Source organism: Acinetobacter sp. ACZLY 512, from assembly GCF_023614015.1.
Lineage (GTDB): Bacteria > Pseudomonadota > Gammaproteobacteria > Pseudomonadales > Moraxellaceae > Acinetobacter > Acinetobacter soli.
The window spans coordinates 41969-67450 of sequence record NZ_JAKIVI010000006.1 but is presented as its reverse complement, the minus strand read 5'-3'; the positions used below and the strand labels follow the sequence as shown (position 1 = coordinate 67450).

General features: G+C 40.4%; 28 protein-coding genes. 9 read left to right on the top strand and 19 right to left on the bottom strand.

The window, feature by feature from the left end; genetic code table 11:
• Positions 1 to 71: 71 nt before the first annotated feature.
• The 8 genes from purF to L2096_RS08370 form a co-directional block, all read right to left on the bottom strand.
• Positions 72 to 1610: an amidophosphoribosyltransferase gene (gene purF / locus L2096_RS08405; protein ID WP_004936661.1), complete on the bottom strand. Its 1539-nt coding sequence runs from the start codon at positions 1608 to 1610 to the stop codon at positions 72 to 74.
• 24 nt (positions 1611 to 1634) lie between these two features.
• Positions 1635 to 2225, bottom strand: a complete 591-nt coding sequence (locus L2096_RS08400; protein ID WP_212515475.1) for a CvpA family protein — start codon at positions 2223 to 2225, stop codon at positions 1635 to 1637.
• Positions 2226 to 2228: 3 nt separating this feature from the next.
• Entirely contained in the window at positions 2229 to 3233 is a 1005-nt protein-coding gene (locus L2096_RS08395; RefSeq protein WP_250365225.1) for a quinone-dependent dihydroorotate dehydrogenase, read from the bottom strand.
• Positions 3234 to 3325: 92 nt separating this feature from the next.
• A complete protein-coding gene (locus tag L2096_RS08390; RefSeq protein WP_004936651.1) occupies positions 3326 to 3805 on the bottom strand; it encodes a type II secretion system protein GspM in 480 nt (159 codons plus the stop codon).
• Positions 3805 to 4944 (bottom strand): type II secretion system protein GspL, encoded by a 1140-nt coding sequence (gene gspL / locus L2096_RS08385; RefSeq protein WP_250365224.1) that lies wholly within the window; start codon positions 4942 to 4944, stop codon positions 3805 to 3807. Before gspL ends, L2096_RS08390 begins: the two co-directional genes overlap by 1 nt.
• A gap of 27 nt (positions 4945 to 4971) precedes the next feature.
• Positions 4972 to 5427, bottom strand: a complete 456-nt coding sequence (sixA, locus tag L2096_RS08380) for a phosphohistidine phosphatase SixA (RefSeq protein ID WP_076032718.1) — start codon at positions 5425 to 5427, stop codon at positions 4972 to 4974.
• Positions 5428 to 5483: 56 nt separating this feature from the next.
• Positions 5484 to 6557: an NAD(P)H-dependent glycerol-3-phosphate dehydrogenase gene (locus tag L2096_RS08375; RefSeq protein WP_004936643.1), complete on the bottom strand. Its 1074-nt coding sequence runs from the start codon at positions 6555 to 6557 to the stop codon at positions 5484 to 5486.
• 21 nt (positions 6558 to 6578) lie between these two features.
• Entirely contained in the window at positions 6579 to 7157 is a 579-nt protein-coding gene (locus tag L2096_RS08370; protein ID WP_004946536.1) for a nitroreductase family protein, read from the bottom strand.
• Between the two features lie 207 nt (positions 7158 to 7364).
• Between L2096_RS08370 and L2096_RS08365 the strand changes: the two genes are divergently transcribed.
• Complete coding sequence (locus L2096_RS08365) at positions 7365 to 7742, top strand: hypothetical protein (RefSeq protein ID WP_004936637.1); 378 nt, start codon at positions 7365 to 7367, stop codon at positions 7740 to 7742.
• 60 nt (positions 7743 to 7802) lie between these two features.
• Here the strand turns inward: L2096_RS08365 and rhlB are convergent, their stop codons facing one another.
• Complete coding sequence (rhlB, locus tag L2096_RS08360; protein WP_004936633.1) at positions 7803 to 8954, bottom strand: ATP-dependent RNA helicase RhlB; 1152 nt, start codon at positions 8952 to 8954, stop codon at positions 7803 to 7805.
• 101 nt (positions 8955 to 9055) lie between these two features.
• Positions 9056 to 9268, bottom strand: coding sequence for a cold-shock protein (locus tag L2096_RS08355; RefSeq protein WP_004653893.1), 213 nt, complete (start codon positions 9266 to 9268; stop codon positions 9056 to 9058).
• A 372-nt stretch (positions 9269 to 9640) separates the two neighbouring features.
• On the opposite strand from L2096_RS08355, the gene L2096_RS08350 reads away from it, so the two are divergent.
• The 6 genes from L2096_RS08350 to L2096_RS08325 all read left to right on the top strand — a co-directional run bounded on the left by L2096_RS08350 (position 9641) and on the right by L2096_RS08325 (position 13146).
• Entirely contained in the window at positions 9641 to 9883 is a 243-nt protein-coding gene (locus tag L2096_RS08350; protein ID WP_081402570.1) for a sulfurtransferase TusA family protein, read from the top strand.
• A 131-nt stretch (positions 9884 to 10014) separates the two neighbouring features.
• Positions 10015 to 10884 carry an RNA polymerase sigma factor RpoH gene (gene rpoH / locus L2096_RS08345; protein WP_004936628.1) on the top strand — a complete coding sequence of 290 codons (870 nt, stop codon included), beginning with the start codon at positions 10015 to 10017 and terminating at the stop codon, positions 10882 to 10884.
• 116 nt (positions 10885 to 11000) lie between these two features.
• A complete protein-coding gene (locus L2096_RS08340) occupies positions 11001 to 11366 on the top strand; it encodes a DUF423 domain-containing protein (protein WP_004936625.1) in 366 nt (121 codons plus the stop codon).
• Positions 11367 to 11378: 12 nt separating this feature from the next.
• A complete protein-coding gene (gene thiS, locus L2096_RS08335; RefSeq protein ID WP_004936622.1) occupies positions 11379 to 11576 on the top strand; it encodes a sulfur carrier protein ThiS in 198 nt (65 codons plus the stop codon).
• Positions 11577 to 11590: 14 nt separating this feature from the next.
• On the top strand, positions 11591 to 12376 hold the full coding sequence (locus L2096_RS08330) for a thiazole synthase (protein ID WP_025094830.1): 786 nt from the start codon (positions 11591 to 11593) through the stop codon (positions 12374 to 12376).
• 80 nt (positions 12377 to 12456) lie between these two features.
• A complete protein-coding gene (locus L2096_RS08325) occupies positions 12457 to 13146 on the top strand; it encodes a hypothetical protein (protein ID WP_151746198.1) in 690 nt (229 codons plus the stop codon).
• A gap of 41 nt (positions 13147 to 13187) precedes the next feature.
• On the opposite strand, the gene L2096_RS08320 is transcribed toward L2096_RS08325, so the two are convergent.
• A complete protein-coding gene (locus tag L2096_RS08320) occupies positions 13188 to 13799 on the bottom strand; it encodes a glutathione binding-like protein (RefSeq protein WP_004936615.1) in 612 nt (203 codons plus the stop codon).
• Between the two features lie 459 nt (positions 13800 to 14258).
• Between L2096_RS08320 and trmB the strand changes: the two genes are divergently transcribed.
• The gene (gene trmB, locus L2096_RS08315; RefSeq protein WP_250365223.1) at positions 14259 to 14987 is read left to right on the top strand and encodes a tRNA (guanosine(46)-N7)-methyltransferase TrmB; all 729 of its coding nucleotides are present in this window, start codon (positions 14259 to 14261) and stop codon (positions 14985 to 14987) included.
• A 154-nt stretch (positions 14988 to 15141) separates the two neighbouring features.
• Here trmB and L2096_RS08310 read toward each other — a convergent pair whose 3' ends face one another.
• From L2096_RS08310 to L2096_RS08280, 7 genes are all read right to left on the bottom strand, one after another.
• A complete protein-coding gene (locus L2096_RS08310; protein ID WP_250365256.1) occupies positions 15142 to 16101 on the bottom strand; it encodes a D-2-hydroxyacid dehydrogenase in 960 nt (319 codons plus the stop codon).
• A gap of 74 nt (positions 16102 to 16175) precedes the next feature.
• Positions 16176 to 17165 carry a LysR family transcriptional regulator gene (locus tag L2096_RS08305; protein ID WP_228267699.1) on the bottom strand — a complete coding sequence of 330 codons (990 nt, stop codon included), beginning with the start codon at positions 17163 to 17165 and terminating at the stop codon, positions 16176 to 16178.
• A gap of 205 nt (positions 17166 to 17370) precedes the next feature.
• Complete coding sequence (speB, locus tag L2096_RS08300; protein WP_104124750.1) at positions 17371 to 18330, bottom strand: agmatinase; 960 nt, start codon at positions 18328 to 18330, stop codon at positions 17371 to 17373.
• A 371-nt stretch (positions 18331 to 18701) separates the two neighbouring features.
• The gene (locus L2096_RS08295; protein WP_250365222.1) at positions 18702 to 20231 is read right to left on the bottom strand and encodes an amino acid ABC transporter permease/ATP-binding protein; all 1530 of its coding nucleotides are present in this window, start codon (positions 20229 to 20231) and stop codon (positions 18702 to 18704) included.
• A 22-nt stretch (positions 20232 to 20253) separates the two neighbouring features.
• A complete protein-coding gene (locus L2096_RS08290; protein ID WP_104124748.1) occupies positions 20254 to 21057 on the bottom strand; it encodes an ABC transporter substrate-binding protein in 804 nt (267 codons plus the stop codon).
• A 10-nt stretch (positions 21058 to 21067) separates the two neighbouring features.
• Positions 21068 to 22144: an isopenicillin N synthase family dioxygenase gene (locus tag L2096_RS08285; protein ID WP_250365221.1), complete on the bottom strand. Its 1077-nt coding sequence runs from the start codon at positions 22142 to 22144 to the stop codon at positions 21068 to 21070.
• A complete protein-coding gene (locus L2096_RS08280) occupies positions 22145 to 23086 on the bottom strand; it encodes a sugar phosphate isomerase/epimerase family protein (protein WP_250365220.1) in 942 nt (313 codons plus the stop codon).
• Positions 23087 to 23517: 431 nt separating this feature from the next.
• On the opposite strand from L2096_RS08280, the gene L2096_RS08275 reads away from it, so the two are divergent.
• Complete coding sequence (locus L2096_RS08275) at positions 23518 to 24405, top strand: LysR family transcriptional regulator (RefSeq protein ID WP_171304796.1); 888 nt, start codon at positions 23518 to 23520, stop codon at positions 24403 to 24405.
• A gap of 3 nt (positions 24406 to 24408) precedes the next feature.
• Here L2096_RS08275 and L2096_RS08270 read toward each other — a convergent pair whose 3' ends face one another.
• Complete coding sequence (locus L2096_RS08270) at positions 24409 to 25161, bottom strand: class II aldolase/adducin family protein (RefSeq protein WP_104124745.1); 753 nt, start codon at positions 25159 to 25161, stop codon at positions 24409 to 24411.
• Between the last annotated feature and the right edge of the window lie 321 nt (positions 25162 to 25482).

Below are 25482 nucleotides of genomic sequence, written 5' to 3'. Positions count from 1 at the left end.
CCTTACTGCGCTTGTTTTGCCTCATCATAAAATAAAAAAGCGGGAAAAACCCGCTTTTTTATCAAGGAAACTCAGTGCTCGTGAATTCCAGTTAAATCCACTGAGGCCGCATCGATATTCACATCAATATAACCATCGGATTTCTTTTTCGCAGTGTCATTACGCTTTTGTTCAAGGTTTTCTAGGTAAGTATGGTCAATACCACCTGTGACATACACCCCATCAAATACTGAGCAATCAAACTCACGCAAATCTGGTACTTTTGTGGTACGTACTGCACTCTTAAGATCATCTAAGTCTTGGAAAATCAAACGATCGGCACCAATGATTTCTTGAATTTCTTCAACACTACGCTGAGAGGCAATCAGCTCAGTTTTCGCCGGCATGTCAATACCATAGACATTTGGATATTTGACCATAGGCGCAGCTGAAGCGAAATACACTTTTTTTGCACCTGAATCACGCGCCATCTGAATGATTTCATTACACGTGGTACCACGTACAATCGAGTCATCAACCAACAAGACGTTCTTGCCTTTAAACTCAAGCTCGACCGGGTTGAGTTTCTGACGTACTGATTTTTTACGCTGCTGTTGCCCCGGCATAATAAAGGTACGACCGATATAACGGTTTTTCATGAAACCTTCGCGGAACTTCACACCCAGCATATTGGCCAGTTCGAGCGCAGAAGTACGGCTTGTATCTGGAATTGGAATGACCACATCAATTCCATGATCCTCACCCCATTCTTTTAAAATCTTGCTGGCAAGCTTCTCACCCATTTTCAAACGCGCTTTATAAACCGAAATGCCATCGATAATCGCATCTGGACGCGCAAAATAGACGTATTCAAAAATACATGGACGATGCTGTGGATCTGCCGCGCACTGCTTGGTGAACATTTCGCCTTGATCGTTAATGAAAATCGCCTCACCTGGCTGAATATCACGTTCAATTTTAAAGCCAAGTGCTGTAATCGCAACAGATTCAGACGCAATGATGTACTCAAGCCCTTTTTCTGTTTCACGCGAGCCATAAATCAGCGGACGGATACCGTTTGGATCACGAAAGCCCACCAGACCGTGTCCTGTGATCATCGCGACAACGCCATAGGCACCTTTACAGCGCTCATGAACACGGGAAACCGCATGAAAGACATCTTCTGCTGTTGGCGATAACTTGCCGCTTTTTTGCAATTCGTGCGCAAAAACATTCAGTAATACTTCAGAATCAGAATCGGTGTTCATATGACGCAAGTCTGTTTTAAACAAATCGTCATGAATATCCGCAGCATTGGTCAGGTTACCATTGTGCGCCAACGTGATTCCGTAAGGTGAGTTCACATAAAACGGCTGTGCTTCTGCACTACTTGAAGAACCAGCTGTTGGGTAACGTACATGTCCGATGCCATAGTTCCCGATCAGTGCACGCATGTGACGGGTATGAAAAACGTCACGCACCATACCGTTGTCTTTACGCAAAAATAAACGACCATCATGACAAGTCACTATCCCAGCTGCATCTTGTCCCCGATGTTGCAACATCGTTAATGCATCAAACAACATTTGGTTAACTGGCGATTTACCGGCTATACCAACTACTCCACACATAGCAACCTCGCAGACAAGCTAGGATTAATAAAAAGGATTTTTCGTTGAATGGTCAGAATGGTCTTTGTCGACTCGATCTAGTTCTGCCACTTCATTTGAAGGTCGATGAAATAAACGACCTTCCGATGTCACTTCACGTATCGCTTCATTGGCTACATCTTTCGACAGCTCTGTTGCCAAAGGCGCATACGGCAATAAGTTTTGAATGACTTTAGACTGTTTCCAATGTGGAGAGGTTTCGACCCACGGACCTACACCTTGCATGGTAATCAAAACGATCATGAGGCCTTTTAACGTACCAAAAGCACCGCCTGCCATCCGGTTGATCGGTCCCAATTTCATGCTCTTGAGTAATGTATCTAGTAGTGCAGTGACCAACCAGGTCAAAACAATAATAACCAGCACAATGAAAGCGAACGCCGCGATTTTCTGAACCACGGGGTCATGGCTTAACATCATCATGCTCGGTGCAAGGAGATTGGCATATTTTGCCGCGACAATCAGCGCAAATATCCAGCCAATCAAGTTCGCAAAGGCTTTAATAAATCCTTGTCGCAAACCGTTAAGCCCTCCAATGAGCAGAAATATCAGAATGATGATATCAAGCGTATTCATCGTTTAAGTTAAGGCACTCACACATTGTTTAACTAATTCAGGTCCTGTATAGATGAGGCCACTATAGATTTGTACAAGGGTGGCACCTGCTTCTTTTTTTGCTACAGCATGTTCACCTTGCGTAATTCCACCCACACCAATCAAAGGAATCTGTCCATTGAGCACCTCTGCAAATTGACGCAGACAAGCAGTACTCTTTTCAAAAACAGGTGCACCCGATAGACCACCCGCTTCATTTCCAAATGCAAGATTTTCAACGCCATCACGTGATAATGTGGTATTCGTGACAATCAGACCGTCAATTTTAAAGGTGATTAATTGTTCGGCTATAAATTCGATATCTTCACGGCTTAAATCTGGCGCGACCTTAAGTACCAATGGCACATAATGATGATACTGCTCTGCAAGCTCAAGTTGACGTTGTTTTAATGTATCTAACAGTTCGGTCAGTGCATCGCCACTTTGCAGACTACGTAAATTTTTGGTGTTTGGAGAAGAAATATTGACTGTAATGTAGGACGCGTAATTATAAACTTTTTCTAAACAAATCAAATAGTCATCGACTGCATTTTCAACAGGTGTATCGGCATTTTTTCCGATATTAATCCCTAAAATGCCTTTGAATTTTGAAGCCTTCACATTTTCGACGAGCTGATCGACACCATCATTATTGAAACCCATGCGATTGATAATGGCTTTGGCTTCAGGAATACGAAACAAGCGCGGCTGCGGATTACCTGCTTGCGGACGAGGCGTGATTGTCCCGATTTCGATAAATCCAAACCCAAGTGCCGCAAGCGCATCAATATAAGCACCATTTTTATCGAGCCCGGCAGCTAAGCCCACTGGATTTGGGAACTCAATCCCCATGCAGGTGACTGGTTTTGCGTCAATTTTCTGACGAATGAATCCCATTTTATGGGCAGATTTTAAAAGCGATAGCGTTAAGTCATGTGCACGCTCGGGTGCCATAGAAAACAACAAAGGGCGAGCAAGCGAATATAACATAAGCAGTCAAAGTCTATAGCTTTTTGAGGTGCATCTATTATAGGCACAGGCGCCACAAAACGCCATGCTTGCAGGGGCTTTATTTTAGCGGGTTAATGCACTGTCGCCGTTAATTTAATCTGATTATTTACGGAAACTAACTCCATCTTTTCAATACTTAAGCCCGTTTGAGTTAACTGCATTAAAAAATTCGCCAAGACTGCGTAACTTTGATGTTGCGCAACGATTTGTAACGTTTCCCCTACTTGCTGTGCCGAAACACTCACCCCCTGCTGCTGAGAAACGCGTTGCACTTTTTCCGTAAGGCTCAATTGCGTATCGGTCGAGGGTTTAAGTGATGCTGCATTGGTCTGCATCCAGACCATTTGGTCTTTGAGCACATTCAAACGTTGCTGTTGTCCATCTGCAAGGTGATGCATCATCCAGAGTGACCAGCCAATCGCAACAATTGCAACAAAAAGGCTGGTGAAGATAACCAGATAGCGTTCTCGCACCGACATTCGTTCGAGTGCCTGCTGTACGGTTTCCATTTTTTGCTCAAAAGCACTTTGCAACTGATTCATGATTTTCATTATTGTATTTTTACCATTCCCAATGAGCCTGCACCATTGGCCTGTACTTGCCCCAATTCGGCCTTGAAACCTTGCTGATTAAGCTGCTTGGTCAGATTTTGTAAATCATCTGACGAATTTGCCTTAAGCTGCATCGTCAACACATTGGCCTCATAATTCACTTGTTGAGCAGAAATCTGGCGTTGCATCAGAATCGGGCCAACCCGACTTAACAAGTTTAATGCATTGGTATCGCCAGCCTGATTCAGGCGAAGCTGACTTTCAAATAAACTTTTTATATTTTGCTCAGTGATTCGGCCATTATCGCCAAACCATTCTTTGTACTGGGCAATTGACTGCTCTGCGGTTTGGTTCGCCACTTTTTTAAGTTGTACCCAACGAAGCAAATCATAACTAAACTGCACCAATATTACCGCCGCCAATATTACTGCACATACTTTCCAGTATGACGAGACTGTGACGGTACTTTTAGGTTTAGGCAACACATTCAGCGGATGCTGTTTGGCTTTTAAAACTGGCTGAAACTGATATTCAAATACTTCGTGCTCAGCTTCAGGAGTCGAGGTAAGAAGTGCATCAAACTGTGCTTCGCTCAGATTGGCATACTTATAGTGTGCAACCAAAGGTGTCAAGCTTAAAAATAACCCCACATCTTCAATACTTGCGCCAGCAAATTCATGCGTTCTGGCTAATGTATGCTGATGTACGTTTGCAAGTATGATTTGATCGGGCTGAGGTACAGGTAATAATAAAAAGTCTGGTAAAAGTGCAATCAGCTTTATAGGCAACAAACTTAAAGATTGCTGCCAAAGCTGCAATGATGATAAAGCAACCCCCATGACAGTGAGCGAATCTGGTGCCTTGAAATGATGCACAATCTGCATTTGATCGATAGGTAAAGTCACATACTCTTCGAGCAAATAGCGTATGCCATCTGGACCCAATTGCTTTACATGCTGTTTTGAGATTTTCTGCTGTATAAGCTGAATGTTTCGGCTCGAAAAATACACGACTGCTTCTTGCCCCTGAAAAGGCTGAAGCTCATGTATAAGCTGTTCAAGATTGCTTGCCGATTGCCAATCATTACCTGTTGACCACAGCCATGCCCCGTCCGTTTCTGGCATCCATATATACAGCATAAATTTTTTACTACCGTTTAATTTTCTTTATATCGTAGGTACAAAGCTTTTTTGTTGCGATGACAATCCATTGGCAATCACAGTTTGATGATAAAGACGTGCTTCTGCAAGCGCAAAAGGATTAAAATGCTCGTGGGTCAATTGCTCTGCAATATGTCCCACAACATTCATATGACACACCACCACAATCGACTCAAAAGGTAATTGTGCCAGCCATTCAATTGCATCTTTGGCATCATCTTCAGGCTTGATTTTATCACATATCAAAACTGGCACATTTGGAAAAATCTGCTGTATATGCTGTAGTGTTTCTTGCGCACGAAGTAGAGGACTCACCACAAAAATCTCAGGATTAACCTGCTCTTTAAGAAACTGGGCAGTTTGTTTGGCCTGTGCATGCCCCAGTGCCGTAAGTGGTCGTGTCATATCATTTCCGTCAAGCGCTGGAGATGCTTCTCCATGACGAACTAAAGTAAGTTGCATAACAATTCCTTAAAAATTATCGCGTTATTATATCGGCTGTTTGTTACATTTATTCTTCAAACCTGATGATGCGGTAATACAAACTCAACATCACTGCGGTGTCCGTTTTTCATGAGGGCCAAAGCAATATTTAAAGGTGGCGCACCTTCAAAAATCACTTCATATAATGCATTGGTAATCGGCATATAAACATCTAACTCCTGTGCACGAGTACGCACTTGCACGATGGTATTGATGCCCTCCGCGGTTTGTCCTAGAGCCTTAACGGCTTCATCTAAGGTTTTACCTGAACCTAAAGCATAACCAATCTGATAATTACGGCTCAGCGGGCTATTACAGGTCGCAAACAGATCGCCCACACCAGAAAGCCCTAAAAAGGTCAATGGATTAGCTCCCAGCTTCACGGCAAAGCGACTCATTTCAGCCAGTGCACGGGTAATAATCATACTTTTGGTGTTTTCACCAATATTATGCGCGACCGCCATACCCATAGCGATTGCATAAATATTTTTGAGCGCCCCACCAAGCTCTACGCCGTGTACATCGTCACTTCCAAACACACGAAACAGAGCACTATGCAATGCATGCTGAACCGCATAACGAACCAGTTCGGAGTCGCTTGCAATAACAGTACCAGACGGCATGCCGGCGACAATTTCTTTGGCAAGATTTGGACCAGATAACACACCATAAGGGACTTCGGGTAACTCGTTTCGAATAATTTCGCTCATAAAGCTAAATGAATTGGCTTCAATGCCTTTAGTGAGTGAAATTACAGCCTGCGCACTAATAAAGGGTGAAATCTGCTTGATGACTTCGCGAAAAGAATGGCTTGGAATAGCCACCAAAATAATATCGCGATCACGCACCGCAAGCTCAAGATCAGAAACTGCTTTTAATCCTGCCTCTAAGTTAAAGTCTGGTAAGTATCGCTGGTTAATGTGTGTATGATTGATTTCATCTGCCATGCTCTGATCACGAATCCAGATCATGGTGTCACAGCCATTACGGGTGGCCAGATTGGCCATTGCCGTACCAAAACTTCCCCCACCCAAAACGGTTACACGCAGCGCGGTTTTCTGATCCACTGCAACGGGCTCTACGAGATCAGTAAATTTCAAATCGGTCATGCTTAATCCTGTTTTTTATTTTTAGCGAGTCGGCCACTGGGTCACGTAATCTTCAATTTTCACCTCAGCGCGCGGTGAAATAGATTTAGCAGCTGTTCCGACGTAAATAATACCAGAGATTAAGTCACGCGCTTCAAGACCTAAATGCTGTTTTAACCAAGTTGATTCAATCACTGCACCAGTGCGCCACATTGTCGAGAAACCTTGTGCCTGTAATGACAACAAAAAGTTTTGAATGGCAGCACCCGTACTTAAAGTTTGTTCAAATAAAGGGACTTTAGGATGATCTTGATAGTGCGTTGCTGCAATCACCAGTAATGGCGCACGAAATGGATGCTGCTTCACACGATCTAACTGATTTGGATCGGTTTCACCAAGATCTTCTAATGCCTGTACTAACGCTTCGCCAAATGCAGCACGCTGCTCTGTATCAATCACAAAAAAACGTGTCGGTTTTAATCGATGATGATCAGGTGCGGTCAATGCAGCTTGAAAAGCTTGATTTAACTGTTGTGCTGAAGGTGCAGGCTCAGTTAGCTGTCCAATCGATTGACGTTGATGAATTACATGATGAATTTGGCTGGCGTCTAACTCTGTCATTTATATTAAATCTAAATCATAAAACTCAAGTTAGAGTAGCACATTCATAATGTATTGCTCTATGTTCAACTTGGGCTTTTCACAAGATTTCTATTGTCATTTCATCCAAGATGCATAACCGCATCAAAACCTATACAACACCTAAAACGTAAGCTGCAAAAAAAATGTTCAAATACAGAAGTGTCTTAAAAATCGAGTAATGAGAAAATGAACTACAAAATATTAAGTACTTTGCTGGCAGGTGGTATTTTGGTGCTGTCTGGTTGTGCCACCACCCCATCTGCAACAAATGCCATCATGCTGGCAAATAATCAATACGAAGTCACCGGAATTGGCAAATCTAATTTAATTGCAAAAAATAATGCGGTGGCTGCTGCAAATAAAACCTGTGTGCGTAGCACACCAGTGATTGTAGATGAAAAAACCGAATACAATGGCGTGTTAAAAGGTGTCGTCGACGAGCAAACCGGTAAAATAGTGGAAGCCGCTGCTGGCGTGATTGGTACACTAGCAGGCAAAAATGCATCTCTCGCTAAAGATGATGACTATCAGACCACGCTTAAATTTTACTGTAAGTCCAATTAAGCACTCCAAAAACAAAAAAGATCCCACTTTAGGGATCTTTTTTAGCTCAGCCTCTTAAGCTTAGCAATAACCTTCAATTCGGGTCAGCGGTAATTTCTTTCCAATCGCTTTTTCGATTTCTGGCAAATAAAACGCATCGTCTTCTGAAAGAAAACTGATACTTACACCTTGCGTTCCTGCACGACCTGTACGACCAATCCGGTGCACATAGTCATCAGACTGCTCTGGCAAAGTAAAGTTGACCACATGTGATACACCATCCACATGAATCCCGCGACCAGCAACATCGGTTGCAATCATGATGTTGTTCTTACCCTGCTTGAACTGTTCGAGCATTTTAAGACGCTTATCTTGAGCAATTTCACCCGACAACATTCCCACTTTGTAGCCATCCTTTTTAAGATGATCATACAAGCGGCGTACCTGATCACGGCGATTGGCAAAAATCATGACTTTATCAATCGGCTCTTCGCGCAAAATATCTTGCAAAAGACGATATTTGTCCTGTTTTGCAACCACATAAACACGCTGCTCAACATCGTTATTGGTTTTTTGCTCAGGTTCAATTTCTACTGTAACCGGCTCATGCAACCACTGACGCGCCAAATTTAAAACATCATAACTAAATGTTGCCGAGAACATGAGGGTTTGACGTTGTTCTTTACGTGGCGAAAAACGCACAATACGTTTTACAGATGGAATGAATCCCATGTCCAGTAAGCGATCGGCTTCATCAATCACCAGAAATTCGATTTGATCCAACCAAACTTCTTTTTGCTCGACAAAATCAATCAAACGACCGGGGGTCGCCACCAGAATATCCAGAACTTTTTCGTTGAGGGGTTTCTTTTGTTTGTCGAAATCGACACCACCCACCAAAGTGAGTAAATTTAACCCTGTGAAGCGAGTCAACTCTTTTGCATCACTTTCGATTTGCAAAGCCAGTTCACGCGTTGGTGCAAGAATCAGTGCACGTGGTTCACCACGGTAGCGCTGTTCTTTAATGGGGTTATTCAACAAATCATTGATTACACTGATCAGAAAGGCAGCGGTTTTACCCGTTCCCGTTTGCGCTCGACCAATTGCGTCATGCCCTGCCAATGTATATTTTAAAACCTTTTGCTGAATTGGGGTCATTTGTGTAAACCCTAATGCATCAATCGCTTTTTTCAGTTGCGGATGTAAATTCAAGGTTTCAAAACCAGATACCATAAACTCGTGCTCTAACGTTAATCACTCTGATGTAGTCAGTAGTATAAAACAAAAACGCTCCAATTTAAAAAATTGGAGCGTCAGTCAATCAATTAGATTGATTAGTCTAAAGGCTGAACGTTTTCAGCCTGAAAACCTTTTTGACCTTGTACAACGCTGAATTCTACGCGTTGACCATCACGAAGTGAACGATGGCCATCACCCATAATTGCACGGAAATGAACGAATACGTCATCACCGCCATTGCGTTGAATAAAGCCAAAGCCCTTGGTATCGTTAAACCACTTTACTACACCTTGTTCACGAGCTGTCATAAGTCAATCCTCAGAAGTTAAATTAAAGGACCTTCCGGTGTTGCAAACAGCATAGCAAACAAGATTCAAAATTCTTTGTTATTTCAAAGCTTGTAATCATTCTGTAAAACTATCAACAATTTCCCGGTTACATCCATTTGTTAAAGGGTTAATAACAATTATTTTTGATAACGCATAAATCCTAAAACCACTCGAGATTAACATGGGTTGATCACAATTAATAGATTTATTTTTGCTATTTATCTTCATTTTTTAATTAAATTTTTTATCGACTTGATCGGGAATTTTTTTAGCAGTTTGATTGTGGTTTTTACCTGTGCTTGATTTTCTGCTAGAGTAGCTTTTCAAGTGTGCAACCCATCGTTTTTATTGATGCAAGATTCAGTTTCTTCACTTTCTGTTATTGAGATTAATGCCATGGGTCAACCCTGCCCTATGCCGTTATTGATGCTTAAACGTCAACTTAAAAAGACAACCGGCCCTCGAGTTTTTAAACTTTTGTCATCTGATCCGCACAGTGAAATTGATGTAACACGATATTGCCAAATCAATCAACTGGCTTGTAAATTGACTAAAATATCAGACCACGAATTTCATTACTTGATTGAATCTTAATCATTTATTATTTAACATATTGCGCTTAGTGCCTATAAAACTTTACATTTCTCTACCCAATCTTTCTTAATTATGAAGATGCTTCACATTAAGATGTTTTTATTGGTTATACCATCCTATAAGGAGTACTCATGAGTGACAGCAGCAATCAGTTGATGCCCCTGTCATTATCTGCGCCCGGTGTAAATTTAGGTGCCTATATCAGCACCGTAAACCAAATCCCAATTCTGACTGCCGAGCAGGAAAAAGAGCTGGCTGAACGTTACTACTACGATCAAGATCTTGATGCAGCTAAATTGCTGGTGATGTCTCATCTTCGTTTCGTGGTGCACATCGCGCGTAGTTATGCAGGCTATGGCCTACCTCAAGGCGACCTTATCCAGGAAGGAAATCTAGGTTTGATGAAAGCGGTAAAACGCTTTGATCCAAATATGGGCGTGCGTCTTGTTTCCTTTGCTGTGCATTGGATTAAAGCAGAAATTCATGAATACGTGATTCGCAACTGGCGTATTGTTAAGATCGCCACCACGAAAGCCCAGCGAAAACTGTTTTTCAATCTGCGTAGCTTAAAAAAATCCAGCAAAAAACTGACTCTCGAAGAAGCACAATCAATCGCCAATGATTTGAATGTGACACCAGAGCAAGTATTGGAAATGGAAGGTCGTTTAACTGCCTACGATGCGGCTTTTGAAGCGCAAGGCGACGATGATGATGATTCATCCACCCACGTTGCACCTGCACTGTATTTGGAAGATAGTCGTTACGACCCTGCACGACTGGTTGAAGATGAAGACTACGAAGAGCAAAGTTCAAGCGCGTTACACGAAGCAATGAACCAGCTTGATGATCGTTCGAGAAATATCTTGCAACGACGCTGGCTAGACGACGATAAATCGACCTTGCATGAACTTGCGGCCGAGTACAATGTATCTGCAGAGCGTATTCGTCAGCTAGAAAAAAATGCCATGGAAAAAATCAAGGTAGCAATGTCTGCAACCTAGTTTGACCGATGATGAAAAACTTAAGGGCCAAGTGCCCTTTTGTTTTGTTTGACTATTTTGAGCTTTCCCTTTTTATGCTAAGGTTCTAGCGTCTTTTTCTTAAGAATAGTGCGCTTATGTGGATCGCAGTTTCAGCGGTTAATCTGGCTCTAGCCGTGATATTAGGCGCCTTTGGTGCGCACGGTTTAAAAGCACATGCATCTGTAGATCAGCTTGGTTGGTGGCAGACCGCAACCGACTATTTCTTTTATCATGCGCTGGGGCTTTTGCTACTGGGCGTACTTTCCAAAACCTATTCACAGCTCCCTATTAAGCTTCCGTTTCTTTTGATTCAGACCGGAATTCTATTTTTCTGTGGCTCCTTGTATATCATGGCGCTTGGCATGCCCCGTATTTTGGGCGCGATTACGCCAATTGGTGGCGCACTCATGATTGCAGGCTGGCTTGTACTGGCTTGGAATGCGACGAAATACGCAAAGTAATCAGGAATATTAATGCAGATTTATCTCAACGGCGCGCCAAAAGATACCGCGTGCCAAAACCTGTATGAGCTCATACAAGAGCTTGCGCTTGAAGGTAAACGGTTTGCGGTAGAACTGAACGAACAAATCGTTCCTAAAAGCAAATTGGCGCAATACCAGTTATCAGATCAAGATCGAATTGAAATTATTCACGCTGTTGGTGGCGGTTAAAAACGGAGCTTTTCATGCAAGACACCCCTTTGATTATTGGTTCACGCCAGTTTCAATCTCGTCTTTTAGTCGGTACAGGTAAATACAAAGACCTACATGAAACCGATTTGGCCATCCAGGCCAGTGGTGCCGAAATTGTCACCGTTGCAATTCGTCGCGTTAATATCGGACAACACGCAGACCAACCTAACCTGCTCTCGGTCATTCCACCCGAAAAGTACACGATTTTACCCAATACAGCCGGATGCTTTGATGCAGATAGTGCAATTCGCACCTGCATGTTGGCACGCGAACTGCTCGATGGCCACAATTTGGTGAAGCTTGAGGTCCTTGGCGACCAGCAAACACTTTATCCGAATGTCACACAAACCATCAAAGCTGCACGTACGCTGATTGATGATGGCTTTGAGATCATGGTATATACCTCTGATGATCCAATCGTCGCGCAAGAACTTGAAAGCATGGGCTGTGTTGCCATTATGCCTTTGGGCAGCCTAATCGGATCAGGACTGGGGATTTTAAATCCACATACTATTTCGATTATCAAAGAAAATGCCAAAGTTCCTGTACTGGTCGATGCGGGTGTTGGTACAGCAAGTGATGCTGCCATTGCCATGGAACTCGGCTGTGATGGTGTTTTGATGAATACGGCAATTGCCGCTGCACAGCAACCTATTCTCATGGCATCTGCCATGAAAAAAGCAATTGAAGCAGGCCGTGAAGCTTATTTGGCAGGTCGTATGCCACGTAAACGTATGGCTAATGCCAGTTCCCCAGAAACTGGTTATTTCTTTAAATAGTACGTACTATTAATTATATTGAAAATTTTCAAAGGATTCTTCGGAATCCTTTTTCGTAAGAAGAATGAGAGCAAGCACAAATGCGAAAAATAATAATGGGTCTTTTAAGTGTAAGTTTTACAACAGTTACTTTTGCGAGTTCCGATCAGAAAAACTATCAACAGTTTGTACCTAAAGACTGGAAGATCATCGAAATAGCTCGTGGTGATTTAAATCATGATGGCATGGAAGATATCGTCTTGGTAATTGAGGAAAATAATCGCAAAAATATAATTCATAATGATGGATTTGGAAGCCCTAATCTCAACACCAATCCAAGAGCTTTGTTGGTGTTATTCAAAACAGCTCAGGGTTATCAGTTAATCAGTAAAAATAAAAAACTTCCTAGTGAAAATGATGCAGACTCGCCTTGTCTTGCAGATCCACTCGATGATGGTGCTGTAACGATTACAAAAGGTATTTTAAAAATCAATTTACATTATTGGCTCAGTTGCGGCTCGTGGTATGTGACCAACAATACATTTAGCTTCCGCTACCAGAATCAAGGTTTCAAATTAATTGGTTTTGATCAAATGAGTTTTCATCGGGCTTCTGGTGAGAAAAGTTCATTGAGCATTAATTTTTCTACTGGAAAAATGAAAAAAACCACAGATAAAAATGAGTTTGAGGAGAGTATTCAGCCCGCAAAATTCGAATGGAAAAATCTAAAAAAACAATATGATTTAAAATTGGAATCTATTAATTTTAAAGAACCACCAGAATTTGAATAAAAAAACACCTCAATTACTTGAGGCATTTTTTCTGCGTATAGTTATGCAATCAAGCCTTCATCGCGCATCGCAATTTGTACAGACTGTCGTTCTGCAACCTTATCACGGATCGCATTGATATGTTGATAAGGACTCAAATCATGTCCAATACTTTTTGACCAGTTGGTAATGACGAATAAATAGGCATCTGCCGGGCCAAAGTTATCATCGACCAAGTAATCATTTTCAGATTCACTGATGGTTTTATCAATGTGCGTGAGCAGACGATCGACTTCTTTATAGGCTTTGCTTTTTGCTTCACCTTCAAGTGGCCCGCCAAAAAATACCGCATAGGCATCGTGCAATTCAGAATTCAGATAACCAAGCCATTCAAGTACTTTGGCACGCCCCATTCCCGATGGTGGAATTAAATCTTGCTTCGGATCGTGCTGGGCTAAAAAGGGTAAAATTGCAACATTTTCAGTCAAGATCAATCCAGGATTAATTTCCAGTGCTGGTACATATCCTTTTGGATTGATGTCGTAATAATTTGCACCTTTTTCTGTTTGATGCGTTTTAAGGTTAACTTTTTCTAAATCAAAGTCGACATTAATTTCATTTAAAATAATATGTGCTGCGAGTGAACATGCGCCTGGTGAATAATACAACTTCATATGAGATCCTTGTTATCTAACTATTTTATGTTCTAAAACGCTTCGAAGTCACATGCAAGGGCTTTATAAACTTCCTTACAAAAGTCGATCTAAGAAAAATCTTTATACTCTACTATTAATCAAAAAAAATTCGTCACGCAAGCGATATTGTGTGTGATCTGCTCAAAATATGAGTGAACACAATACTTCTGGCTGGGTAAGAGAATGTAAGACATAGAGATCAGCATAAGTAGCTTATCTGACCACTACACATGATTGGTTATATTTGATGACCAACCGCCTATAGTTTGTATACAAAACAATCTACAAGATACACGTGACAAATACATGAAGGCATCCAATGAGCCGAGTCTTTTCCTATTCATGCTTGCTTAGTCTTGTTGAAGCTGTGATTAGCGTTTGACTTACCCCCCTAAGCATTTAAAATACGGCATCTGAATTTTTAGTATCATCAAAATCATGTCGACCGATCAGTTAGAAACGCAGATTACTGAACTGGATAATTTGCCTGAACACCGAGAAATTGTGACGTTTATGCGCCGCGCTGCGCCATTGAATACTTCACAGCGTACAGCTTTAGAGCAATATCAAGCGCTGATTTTGGAATATCCGGTAGGTGATTTACGCCAGCATTTTGAACATCCTGAACGCCCATTGACAGTCGAAATTGGTTTTGGAATGGGGCGCTCTTTGGTCTTAATGGCAAAAGCAAATCCTGAGCGTAACTTTGTTGGTATTGAAGTACATGTACCGGGGATCGCCCAATGCGTTTATGAAGCAGGAATGGCCGAACTTAAAAATTTACGTGTACTTGACGCAGATGCCATTCAGGTATTGCGAGAAATGCCAGACAACAGCATTAACTGTATCCAGCTTTACTTCCCAGATCCGTGGCAGAAAAAACGCCACTTTAAGCGTCGTTTTGTTGCTCATGAGCGTATGGAGCTGGTCGAACAAAAACTGGAGCTTAACGGTACTTTCCACGCTGCAACAGACTGGGAACCCTACGCTGAGTGGATGCTGGATGTTCTTGACAACCGGCCTGCTTTAGAAAACCTTGCAGGTAAGGGTTATAGTTATCCACGCCCAGAATGGCGCCCACAAACCAAGTTTGAACGTCGCGGTTTAGAAGCTGGCCACAAGATTAATGATTTTATTTTTAAGAAAATTGATTCACAAGTTAATTAAAACATAGCTGATAAAATGTTTAATCGCATTAAATATTAATGATTTAATGCGATTTTTATTTTTTACAGCATGGTCATTTCGATTTCTTACGCTTAACCAACTTTCCTCATTTACATGCAGATTTGCACATCGCTGATCTAGATGTTCAACGCTCCTAAACAACTCTATTGTGATCTATTCCACTTAGATTTAAATGAATATTCTGAACCAGTATATCAATCATACGCTGTTTCGCTTCTTCGCTTGCCCATGCGATATGAGGTGTAAGCAATATATTGGGTAATTCACTCTTTAAAAGTGGATCATCTTTAGCAGGAGGTTCTTGGGCCATGGCATCCGCTGCGTAGCCCGCAATGCGGCCCGTACGAAGTGCGATGAGTAAATCGTGTTCATTTACCAACCCACCTCGACTCACATTAATAATAAAACTACTCGGTTTCATTAAATTCAGTGTTTCTTGATTAAGCATATATCGATTGTCAGCACTTAGTGAGCAATGCAATGATAGTACATCCGCAATTTGAAGTGCTGTCTGAAACGGAATATATCCCTCTCTACAGCTTGCTTGATGCGGACGTTCAGAAAAAAACACCTGCATTCCAAATGCTTGTGCTTTTAATGCTAAGGATTGTCCTATTTCACCTCGACCTACAATTACCAATGTTTTGTCTTTCAGATCATAAATTGGAAAGCGATGATCTTGATAACAAAAACTATTGCTGTCACTCCATAATCCTGAAACAACTGAATTCTCATAAAACTGCAAATTTTTTATCAAATTTAACATTAATAAAAAAGCATGTTCGGCGACTGTATCGCCTGCATATTCCTTAACATTACACACTTTTATATTTCTCTGTTTTGCTAACCCAATATCGATATGATCAAAACCAGTCGAACAGAGTGCAATCAGTTGAAGCTCTGGATTGTTATCCATCACTTGCTGATCAACTTTTAAATCATTTACGATTAAAACATGCTGATCCTTCACTTGATCATAAAATTGCTGTTGGGTTAACTTTTCAAATTCGGTGTAGTTCACAGGAAAATTAAAACTGAAGGTTTGCTCCTCCAAATACTGTTTTTCAGTACATGTTATTCTGACGTGCTGCATATCACTCATCTCAATTTTAACAATTCAAAACATCAGTTAAGTATCAATACTGATCGACTCAATAAATGATTTGTTTAAGCCACTCTTGGTATAGATCGCGTTTTTTCAATTGAAGAAGTTAAAGTGAAACTGGATGAAGCATGTTCACGATCATCATAATACTCACAAATAAAATTCTTACAGTAGCTCATAAATTTTTCTGTGACTGCATTCAAATTCACACTGGTGAGTGTGGCAATTCCTATACTTATTGGTGCATGATTTCCTTCTAACATTATGCGAATGAGTTTTTTACCATTTAATGTATGCTCAAGCTTATGTCGTAAATTGGTCATGCTGTAACCCCATCCATCAGCCACCATGGTTCGTACTAGATCATAGTTTTTGTAGGTATCTTTGATATGTGGCACCAAGTTATGCTGTGTAAATAAATCAGTGCAATAATCTTTATAATAGGGAGAGTCGTGCAAAATCATCGGAAACTGAGTTAAATCTTCTAAGCGAACACTTTTCATTTTTGCCAATGGATGATGTTCACTCACCAACACATGAGGAGGCAAACTCACTATCGGCTCAAAACAGATAAGGTTATGATCAATTTGTAAATTTGTAGTAATTGCCATGTCCACTTTATTTGACAATAATGCGTTCATTAGCTCATCATGACTGCCATCTACTAATCGAATATCGTCTTTTGGATGTAAGAGACCAAAATCATGCACAATATCTGAATAAATCAATGGCGTTAAAACTTGATGACAACCAATATGTAAAAACCGTTGTGTTAAACCACAATACTCAGAAGCAAGTGTATATAGTGCATTGGTTTGTCCCAAAATAAACAAACATTCTTTGAGAATTTTCTCACCAATCGTCGTTAGCGATAAGCCACGTGCGTGTTGCCGAATAAATAATTTAACTTTTAATTCCGATTCAATATGGGAAATTGCAGCAGAAATTGAAGGCGGAGATACATGTATTTTCTCCGATGCAACAATAATACTGCCATGCTGTGCAGTTGAAACAAAATATTCCATTTGTCTAAAAGATATGCGATTCAACACTGTTGTTCTCTCCATATTTTAAAGATCAAACATAAATAGAAAATCCAACTCATAAAAATGAGTCATTCATGATTTATGTTTTGTTTAAAACGTTAAGATGATTTACTGAAACTACAATCGACTTTCATCAAGGAAAATATGTCTTTGCCTGTCATGTTTTTAAAGTAAGTTTATTGATATTTACCTATATAACTTACTAAAAACTTTATTTCTTCACGACATTTGGCAAAACACATAACATTTCAAACAAGAGATTAGCACCGAGCAAAGAGGTATTTCCTGTGGTGTCATAAGGTGGAGATACCTCGACCAAATCGCCACCTATAATATCCAGCCCCTCACATCCACGAATAATTTCGAGCGCTTGAATAGTAGTCAGCCCACCAATCTCTGGCGTTCCAGTTCCTGGTGCCCAAGCAGGATCAATTCCATCGATATCGAAAGACAAATAAACAGGCCCACCACCTACTTTTTCTCTGACTTCAGCCATAAGCGGAGCTAAAGATTGATGCCAGCATTCCTCTGCCTGTACCACCCTAAATCCCTGACGACGGCTCCAGTTAAAATCATCGGCACTATAGCCCTGTGCTCTTAAACCAATCTGTACGACACGATCACAATCTAGAAGATCTTCCTCTACCGCACGACGGAAGGTGGTTCCATGCGCAATTTTTTCACCAAACATGTGATCATTTACGTCTGCATGCGCATCGATATGTACCAAACCGACTTTGCCATGTTTTTTCTTAAGCGCCCGTAGAATCGGTAATGTTAGTGTATGGTCACCGCCGAGTGTTAAGGGAATAATTCCATATGACAAAATGCGATCATATTCTTGTTCAATGATTTCAACAGCATGTAGTAGGTTAAATGTATTGATTGCAACATCACCAATATCTGCCACATTAATACAATCAAACGGTGCCGCGCCTGTTGCCATATTGTAAGGTCTGATCATGACGGACTCGGCTCGAATCTGACGCGGTCCAAAGCGTGTTCCAGATCTAAGTGAGGTTCCAATATCTAAAGGAATACCCACAAATGCAGCATCTAATTTAGCCAACTCCTCAGGCGTTTCAATGACAGGTAAACGCATCATGGATGCGATGCCACCAAAACGCGGCATTTCGTTTCCACCCAGAGGTTGATGTAAATGTTTGGCCATGTGTATACCTATATCTATTTGTTTTCATTATTTATCTAATAAAAACACGTCAGCTTAAATAGTATTTATTAAATAATTAGTTTTGATATTTATAAACTAATTGAATGCAGAATATGACCTAACGCTTTACTTGAGGACCTGATGCTAAAATGTGATCTATGAATTATGAATGCGTCATTTTGAATGCACATGCAATTTAGGATTGAAATTTAGTTGAGATTGAAATTTAGTTGAGATTAAAAGTTAAACGGCTTCAGATCAGGAGAATATTGATCTGAAGCCGTCTGGTTAGGATAATAATAGCGTGATTTAATCTTGTATTACACCTATATAGCGTTGAATGATATCTTCAATTTTTAGATAGATAAGGCTTAGCCCTCTGGTTTTACTTGCATAAACTCACGTATCCGACTGAACGAAGCAGATGAAGAACCACGAATATCCTCAGGTGATGCATCACACTGCACGACACCATGTTCCATCATAATCACCCGATCAGAAATAGATAATGCGAAATCCATCTCATGTGTGACAATCAGCATGGTCATGCCTTCACTAGCAAGTGATTGAATGACCTTGAGAACTTCGCCAACCAGCTCCGGATCCAGTGCAGAGGTAGGCTCATCAAACAGCATGATATCGGGCTTGAGTGCCAATGCTCTTGCTATTGCGACACGTTGCTGCTGACCACCAGAAAGCTGATGTGGATATTTATCGATATGTGCAAGTAAACCAACACGATCGAGTAAATAAAGTGCCTGCTCTTTCGCCACAGTACGATCAAATAGCTTGTGGTACATCGGTGCAAGCATCACATTATCTAAAACAGTGCGGTGTGGAAATAAATTGAACCCCTGAAACACCATGCCGATACGACGAACTCCAGCACGCATCTTCTGTTTATCGATTACCGCGCCACCTTTGATATAACTCTCGCCATACAATACAATTTCCCCATCATCGATACTTTCAAGTGCATTGATGGTTCGAATAAGCGTCGTTTTACCAGAACCTGACGGCCCAATGATGCTTAATACTTCACCATTTTTTATTTTTAAATTAATTCCCTTTAAAACCTGATGCTGCCCCCATGATTTATGAATATCTCGTAAATCAAGTGCAACAGGACTTCCAGAGGCCGACTCTATAGTATTTATTTTAAATATTGGGGCTTTCAGGTTTTGTTTTAATGCAATGCATTCACTCTCTTTAAGTGTTTGTGGTGATCTGCGTTGTAGATTAAGGAAATTTTCAAGCCATTTAAATAACCAAGTAAGCAACGTTACAATCATCACATAATATACTGCAACTGCAAGCAGTGTTTCCATAACCAGAAAATTATCTGCATATAAGCGCTGACCTATGAGTAATAACTCTGGCAGTGAAATAACAGATAAGATTGAACTCAGTTTGATAATAGTAATATATTCATTAATTAATGTTGGTAATGCAATTCGAAAAGCCTGTGGAATTATAATTAAACGTTGAATACCAAAAAAACCAAAACTAAGCGCATGTCCAGCTTCATTTTGTCCTTTAGTCACAGACAGTAAACCACCTCGATGAATCTCTGCCATATACGCAGCTTCAGTGATAGTCATTGAGATCAGACCCGCAATAAATGGGACGCCCAGCAAAGGTTGAGTGACTGGAAACATCTGTGGCAAATTGTACACAAAAACCAGTAGCACCATTAAGGGGATACTACGGAAAAACCAGATATAAAGTTCGACTGGTATTTTAATCCACCGTGGTGCAGATATCTTCGCACACGCCAGAAAAAATCCTAATATCATTCCAATAAACCAAGACAACGAACTGATTATAATTACAGTTACGCAAGCCTGCCAAAACTCTGCAAAGCCAAATAATGAGAAAAAATATTCCCAATCGAATTCCATACCGGTTCCCAATCTCAATCAATTAATGAATAGGTTCTAAATTATATTTTTTGATCAGTGCGTCATATTGACCATTTGCTTTGGCTTTCGCCAGTGATGACTTGATCGCAGCAGCGAGCGCTGTATTGCCTTTGGTGACATAAATTCCAAGTGGGAGCGGATAGATCAGACGTGAAGAACTCACCATTAGGCGGCCTCGACTTTTCTCAACCAAAATCTTTGCAGCAGGCGCAATTTCGAGTTGGGCATTGATGTTTTTTGATATAAGCGCCTGAGACACTTCAGAAGCTGTTGGGAATTCCATCACCTGAATAGCAGGTTTTTTATTTTTGAGACAATATGCTTCTGAATGTTTCTTAAGACTGGCAACCCATGCTGTGCCCTGTTGCAAACCCACTTTGACACCACATAAGTCATTTTCGGTCTTAGGCAAAGTCGTACTATTTTTAAGCGCAATAATTGAAGCACCTGTCATGGCATAAGGAATAGCATCTGCCTGTTTTAAACGTTCTGGAGTGACATATAATCCTGAAATGACTGCATCATACTTTTTACCTAAACCCAAAATCAGACTGGTAAACTTGGTATCAATGAGTTGAGGCTTGGCATTTAAATCTTTGGCAATCAACGCAGCAAAATCTGGATCAAGACCTACAATTTTTTTCTGACTGTCATACGATTCAAAAGGTGGATAAGTTGCCTCTAATCCAACTTTAAATACGCCATTGGTCAGTAATGGTGCAGCATGACTGACTGATGAGAAACATGCGATCGCAGTTACAGATATTGCCACTTGGGATGTGAATTTTTTAAGTATTTGTTTCATAAATTACTCCTCACTCATTGATAGTGCTTTTTAGCTTTGCTTGTTGTTTCAAATGACCAAAAGTGTTGGTTGCACTTGCTCGTTCAGGTAATTGCAACTCACCACTGGCAACTTTTTCACGTAAATAACGATAAGTTTGTAACGCCTGACTCCACATATGTTCACCAATACTTAACTCTTTATATTGATCTACCTCATTTGCTTTTAAAAAGTGCGGTAACGGGCGAATTAATGTGTGATAATCACAGGCAAAGAACAGTGGAAATGAATAACGCTCTTGGGGTACCTTGCGAACACGGTGTGCAGTAGCAATAAAGGTGCCAGCACTCAACACTTCCAGCATGTCACCAATATTAATAACAAACGCCTCTTCACCATTGATATCTTTAGATGGCGGTGCATCAATCCAGATTCTGTCTTCATTGAGTACTTCTAAGCCTGGCTGGTCTGCAAGTAATAGTGTGAAACATTCATAATCAGTGTGTGCACCAATGCCTGGCTTATCTTCTGCTGTTGCATCAAAAGGATAGTGAATCAAACGTAGTTTTGATGGTGGGCAAGTCACCATTGACTTGAAATAGCCTTCTGGCAAACCAAGTGCCAGTGCAAAAGCATCAAATAAACGATGTCCTAACGCAAAAACCGCCTGATAATAGTCCAAAACCTGTGACTTAAATTCTGCAAGTTCTGGCCATTCATTTGCACCAATCAGTGGGGTTTTGGATACGACAAAAGGATGATCCTCTGGAGCCTGAAAGCCGACATCAAATGCTTCTTTCAAATCTGGTTTTCCAGAACCATAAATCTCTTCGCCTTCAGGAACATAACCCTTATGACTTTTCGATTGGCCAATGTAGTAATTCATTTTTTCTTGCATTGGCAAAGCAAAGAATTTTTTTGCCGCTGCTCGCACACCTGCGATTAATTCTGGTGCAATACCATGACCAGTGATATAAAAAAATCCAACTTCTCGCGATGCTTGTCCAATTGCATCTGCAACGGCTTGTCGCTCGGCAAGATTTTCGCTGTTTAAGTTCTGTATATTAATCACAGGGAGTTCGGTAAAAGCGCCTTTAACGTTAGTCATTTAGTTGCCCTCCTTTTCAATTGAAGATAAAAATTCGTTAAAATGCTGTTGCTCCTCATGCAACATCCATGCATTAACTGACCACAAATCAGCCACAGGCACATTGGTAAATGGTAAGTGGTGTAAATAACCATCAGCGCCAAATTCAGGCGTAAGTGTGGTTTGCTGATAACCACGACGATGCTGCGACCGCCAGATTTTCTGCCAGAAATCTTGCTGAAATTTGAGAGCGGTTTGATATTCTGGAGCGGCTGGATGTGGAACCTGAGGTCCTTGGTCATATCCAACCCGAGCCTGAATATGATGAACACGATCAATAAATGCAGTGAAATCATCACACGGATCATTTAACAAACGTTCACTGACAACAATCCAGTGGCTAATATCAGCAGTAAATTGTAGTTGTGGAAGCTGCTGTATAATTTCCAATGTAAGCCAAGGACTATAAAGCGACGTTGCTCGATGCGTTTCAAAGCTACAATTCAGCTCAAAACACTTTGCTAGCTCATGTGCTTTTCCAAGAAAATCAACTTGTTGTGCCAAAGGCCAACGATCATTTCCTGCAAGTAAATTGACGAATAATGGCTGCAATTGTTTCGCTGCATCGAAACGTTCTTTTAATCGTTCAAGATGCTGTTCTGGTGTTTCTTGCTGCTTGGGTATGACATCACCACCACTGAATACAATCGCAATATATTCAAGTTCTGCGGCTCGAATATCTGATGCTAAGGCTTGCTGTTCATCTAAAGTTAACGGCACACGTGCTTCAATTCCTGCACAACCCGCTGTCTGTAATTCACGAAGTGTCTGTTCCCAAGAGGAGTTAACTCCCCATAAGGTGCGAAATTTTTTAAGTTGTATCCTACTACTTCCCTGAGATGTGACATCCTCAATAGGTGCGATTTCATTTCTATAGCGAGATGGACCAAGATGCTGATTCATTTTTAGATCTGTATCGAGCTGTTTTATAAATGTTATCTCTCAAAGTAATAAGGCATTAAATAGCAATTTCTAAATAATTAGTTTTGAGTTTTCTAAACTATATAAATGAGCTTTAAATTACATCATTGCTTTATACCTTCTCAGATTTAGAAAATTGAGATCAACTGTCAACATCTTATTTGAACTTGGTTCTTGAGCTTGAACAAATGTATGTAGACAGAATATCAATCTCAAAAAATATTAGCTGTTAGAAAAGCAAAGTATCTGAAACTAACATCATCATTCTTTATATTTTTATCGATAAGGTTGATACAGATGTCACGAAAAAATCAGACGTTTATGCCAAATAATTTTTCTGAGTTTGTATTTAGTTTTGACATTTCTAAACTAAGTAATCTATTTTAAAGGTAACCTCTATCGGCAATTATGTTATGGATCTTCAACATTTTCCTGATCTTAAGCTCCTGCGCGTTTTTGAAACTGTTGTTAAAAATCAAGGTTTTGCAAACTCACAACAGGAACTTAATTTATCAACATCCGCCATTAGTACCTACATGAGTCAGCTTGAAGCCAATGTTGGGATGAAGCTATGTGAACGTGGTCGTGGTGGTTTTTCTCTTACCTACAAAGGAGAGCTTTACTACCAAGAGACTGTGAGGCTTCTTCAGGAAATCGACAAATTTGCGCTTTATAGTGCTCAAGTCAAAGGGGAGTTAAACGGTATACTCAAAATTGGGATATTAGACTCGATTGTGACTGAAAAGCATTTCCCAATTGATCAGATTATTGGACAGTTTTCTCAGGAAAATCCTTTTATTTACATACAACTTCAGGTTCAGAGTCCATACGAACTCCAAATGGGTGTTTTAGAAAATCGTTATGATTTGGCGGTGGGTGCTTTTTTCCTAAAAATGAATGGTATTACTTATCACCCTTTGCACAAAGAGCAGCACTGGTTATTTTGTAGTGACAAACATCATTTATTCGAACAACGTCATTTGACTGAAAATATAATTACGCAAGAGAAAATGGTTCGTAGAGGTTACTGGAGCCATAGCGAATTGGCTAAACATGGATTCAACAATTCATCTGCCTCTGTAGAATCCATGGAAGCACAACTCATTTTGATCTTATCTGGACAATATATTGGTTATTTACCTGAACATTTTGCGCAAGCATGGGTAGATCAAAAGCGGCTTAAAGTACTACTGCCTTCTACTTTTGGTTATCGAGCACCATTTTCCTTAATCATGCGACGCGGTCGCAGTAAAGATCCAATTATCCAGAAATTTCGCAATATTATGTCAAAATATATTTAACATCTAACAACAAAAGTCTGCTTTGTCTTTTTCAATCAATGATAAAGCAGCATGCCATGCATCCCAAATAATTCCTTCTGCATCATCCTGTTCAAATTGAGATGCGGTAAACTCACTTAAAGCATGGGAAGGATAAATTAAGTTTTGTCCTGATAATGCCTTGATCTGAATTTGACAGGCGCGCTCCAAAAAAAATATTTCATGAAATGCATGTGCAACCGACTCACCTGCTGCTAATAAACCATGATTTCTTAAAATCATGGCTTTGTTATTGCCTAGATCATTGACCAATCGCTCTCGCTCTTCAAGTGATAATGCAATTCCTTCATAATCGTGATAAGACAAACGACGATAAAATTTAAGCGCATGCTGTGAGATAGGCAACAACCCATCTTTCTGAGCTGACACAGCAACACCATCTGCAGTATGCGTATGAATCACACAATCAAGATGTGGTTTAGCATGATGAATAGCAGAATGAATGACAAAACCCGCCACATTTACCTTCTTGCCTTGATCATAACTCTCAACAATTTTTCCATCATGATCAATCTTGACCAAATCGGATGCGCGCATGTGATCGAATATGACGCCATAGCGATTAATTAAAAAATGATTAGGCTCTTCAGGCACACGCAGACTGATATGTGTATCAATTAAATCGGTCATTTTATAGTGTGCAATTAAGCGATAAAGGGCTGCTAGTTGACACCGTGCCTCCCATTCAACTGGATTTATAGTGAGATGTTGATTCATTTCAATACTCTTTGACTCAAATATGCCATGCTAAATTTTAAGGAAATCTTATCTGGTTCCTATCATCGTTGAATTTATAGTTCTGCTGATTCGTATTTACTGAATCCCATTCAAAAATTCAGAATTTAATTAAAAAAATTTATTCGGTATAAGTTTCAACAAGAGTTTATGGTTGATTTTTATACTCAGACATTTTTGAAGTTTTACCTGCCTTGATTTGAACTCAATCAGCTCATTTTTTCGACAACGAAAGTAGCTAGAAGGCAAGTAAATTTCAATATTTTTAACAATATCAGATTGTTAAAAATGTATTCATACCAT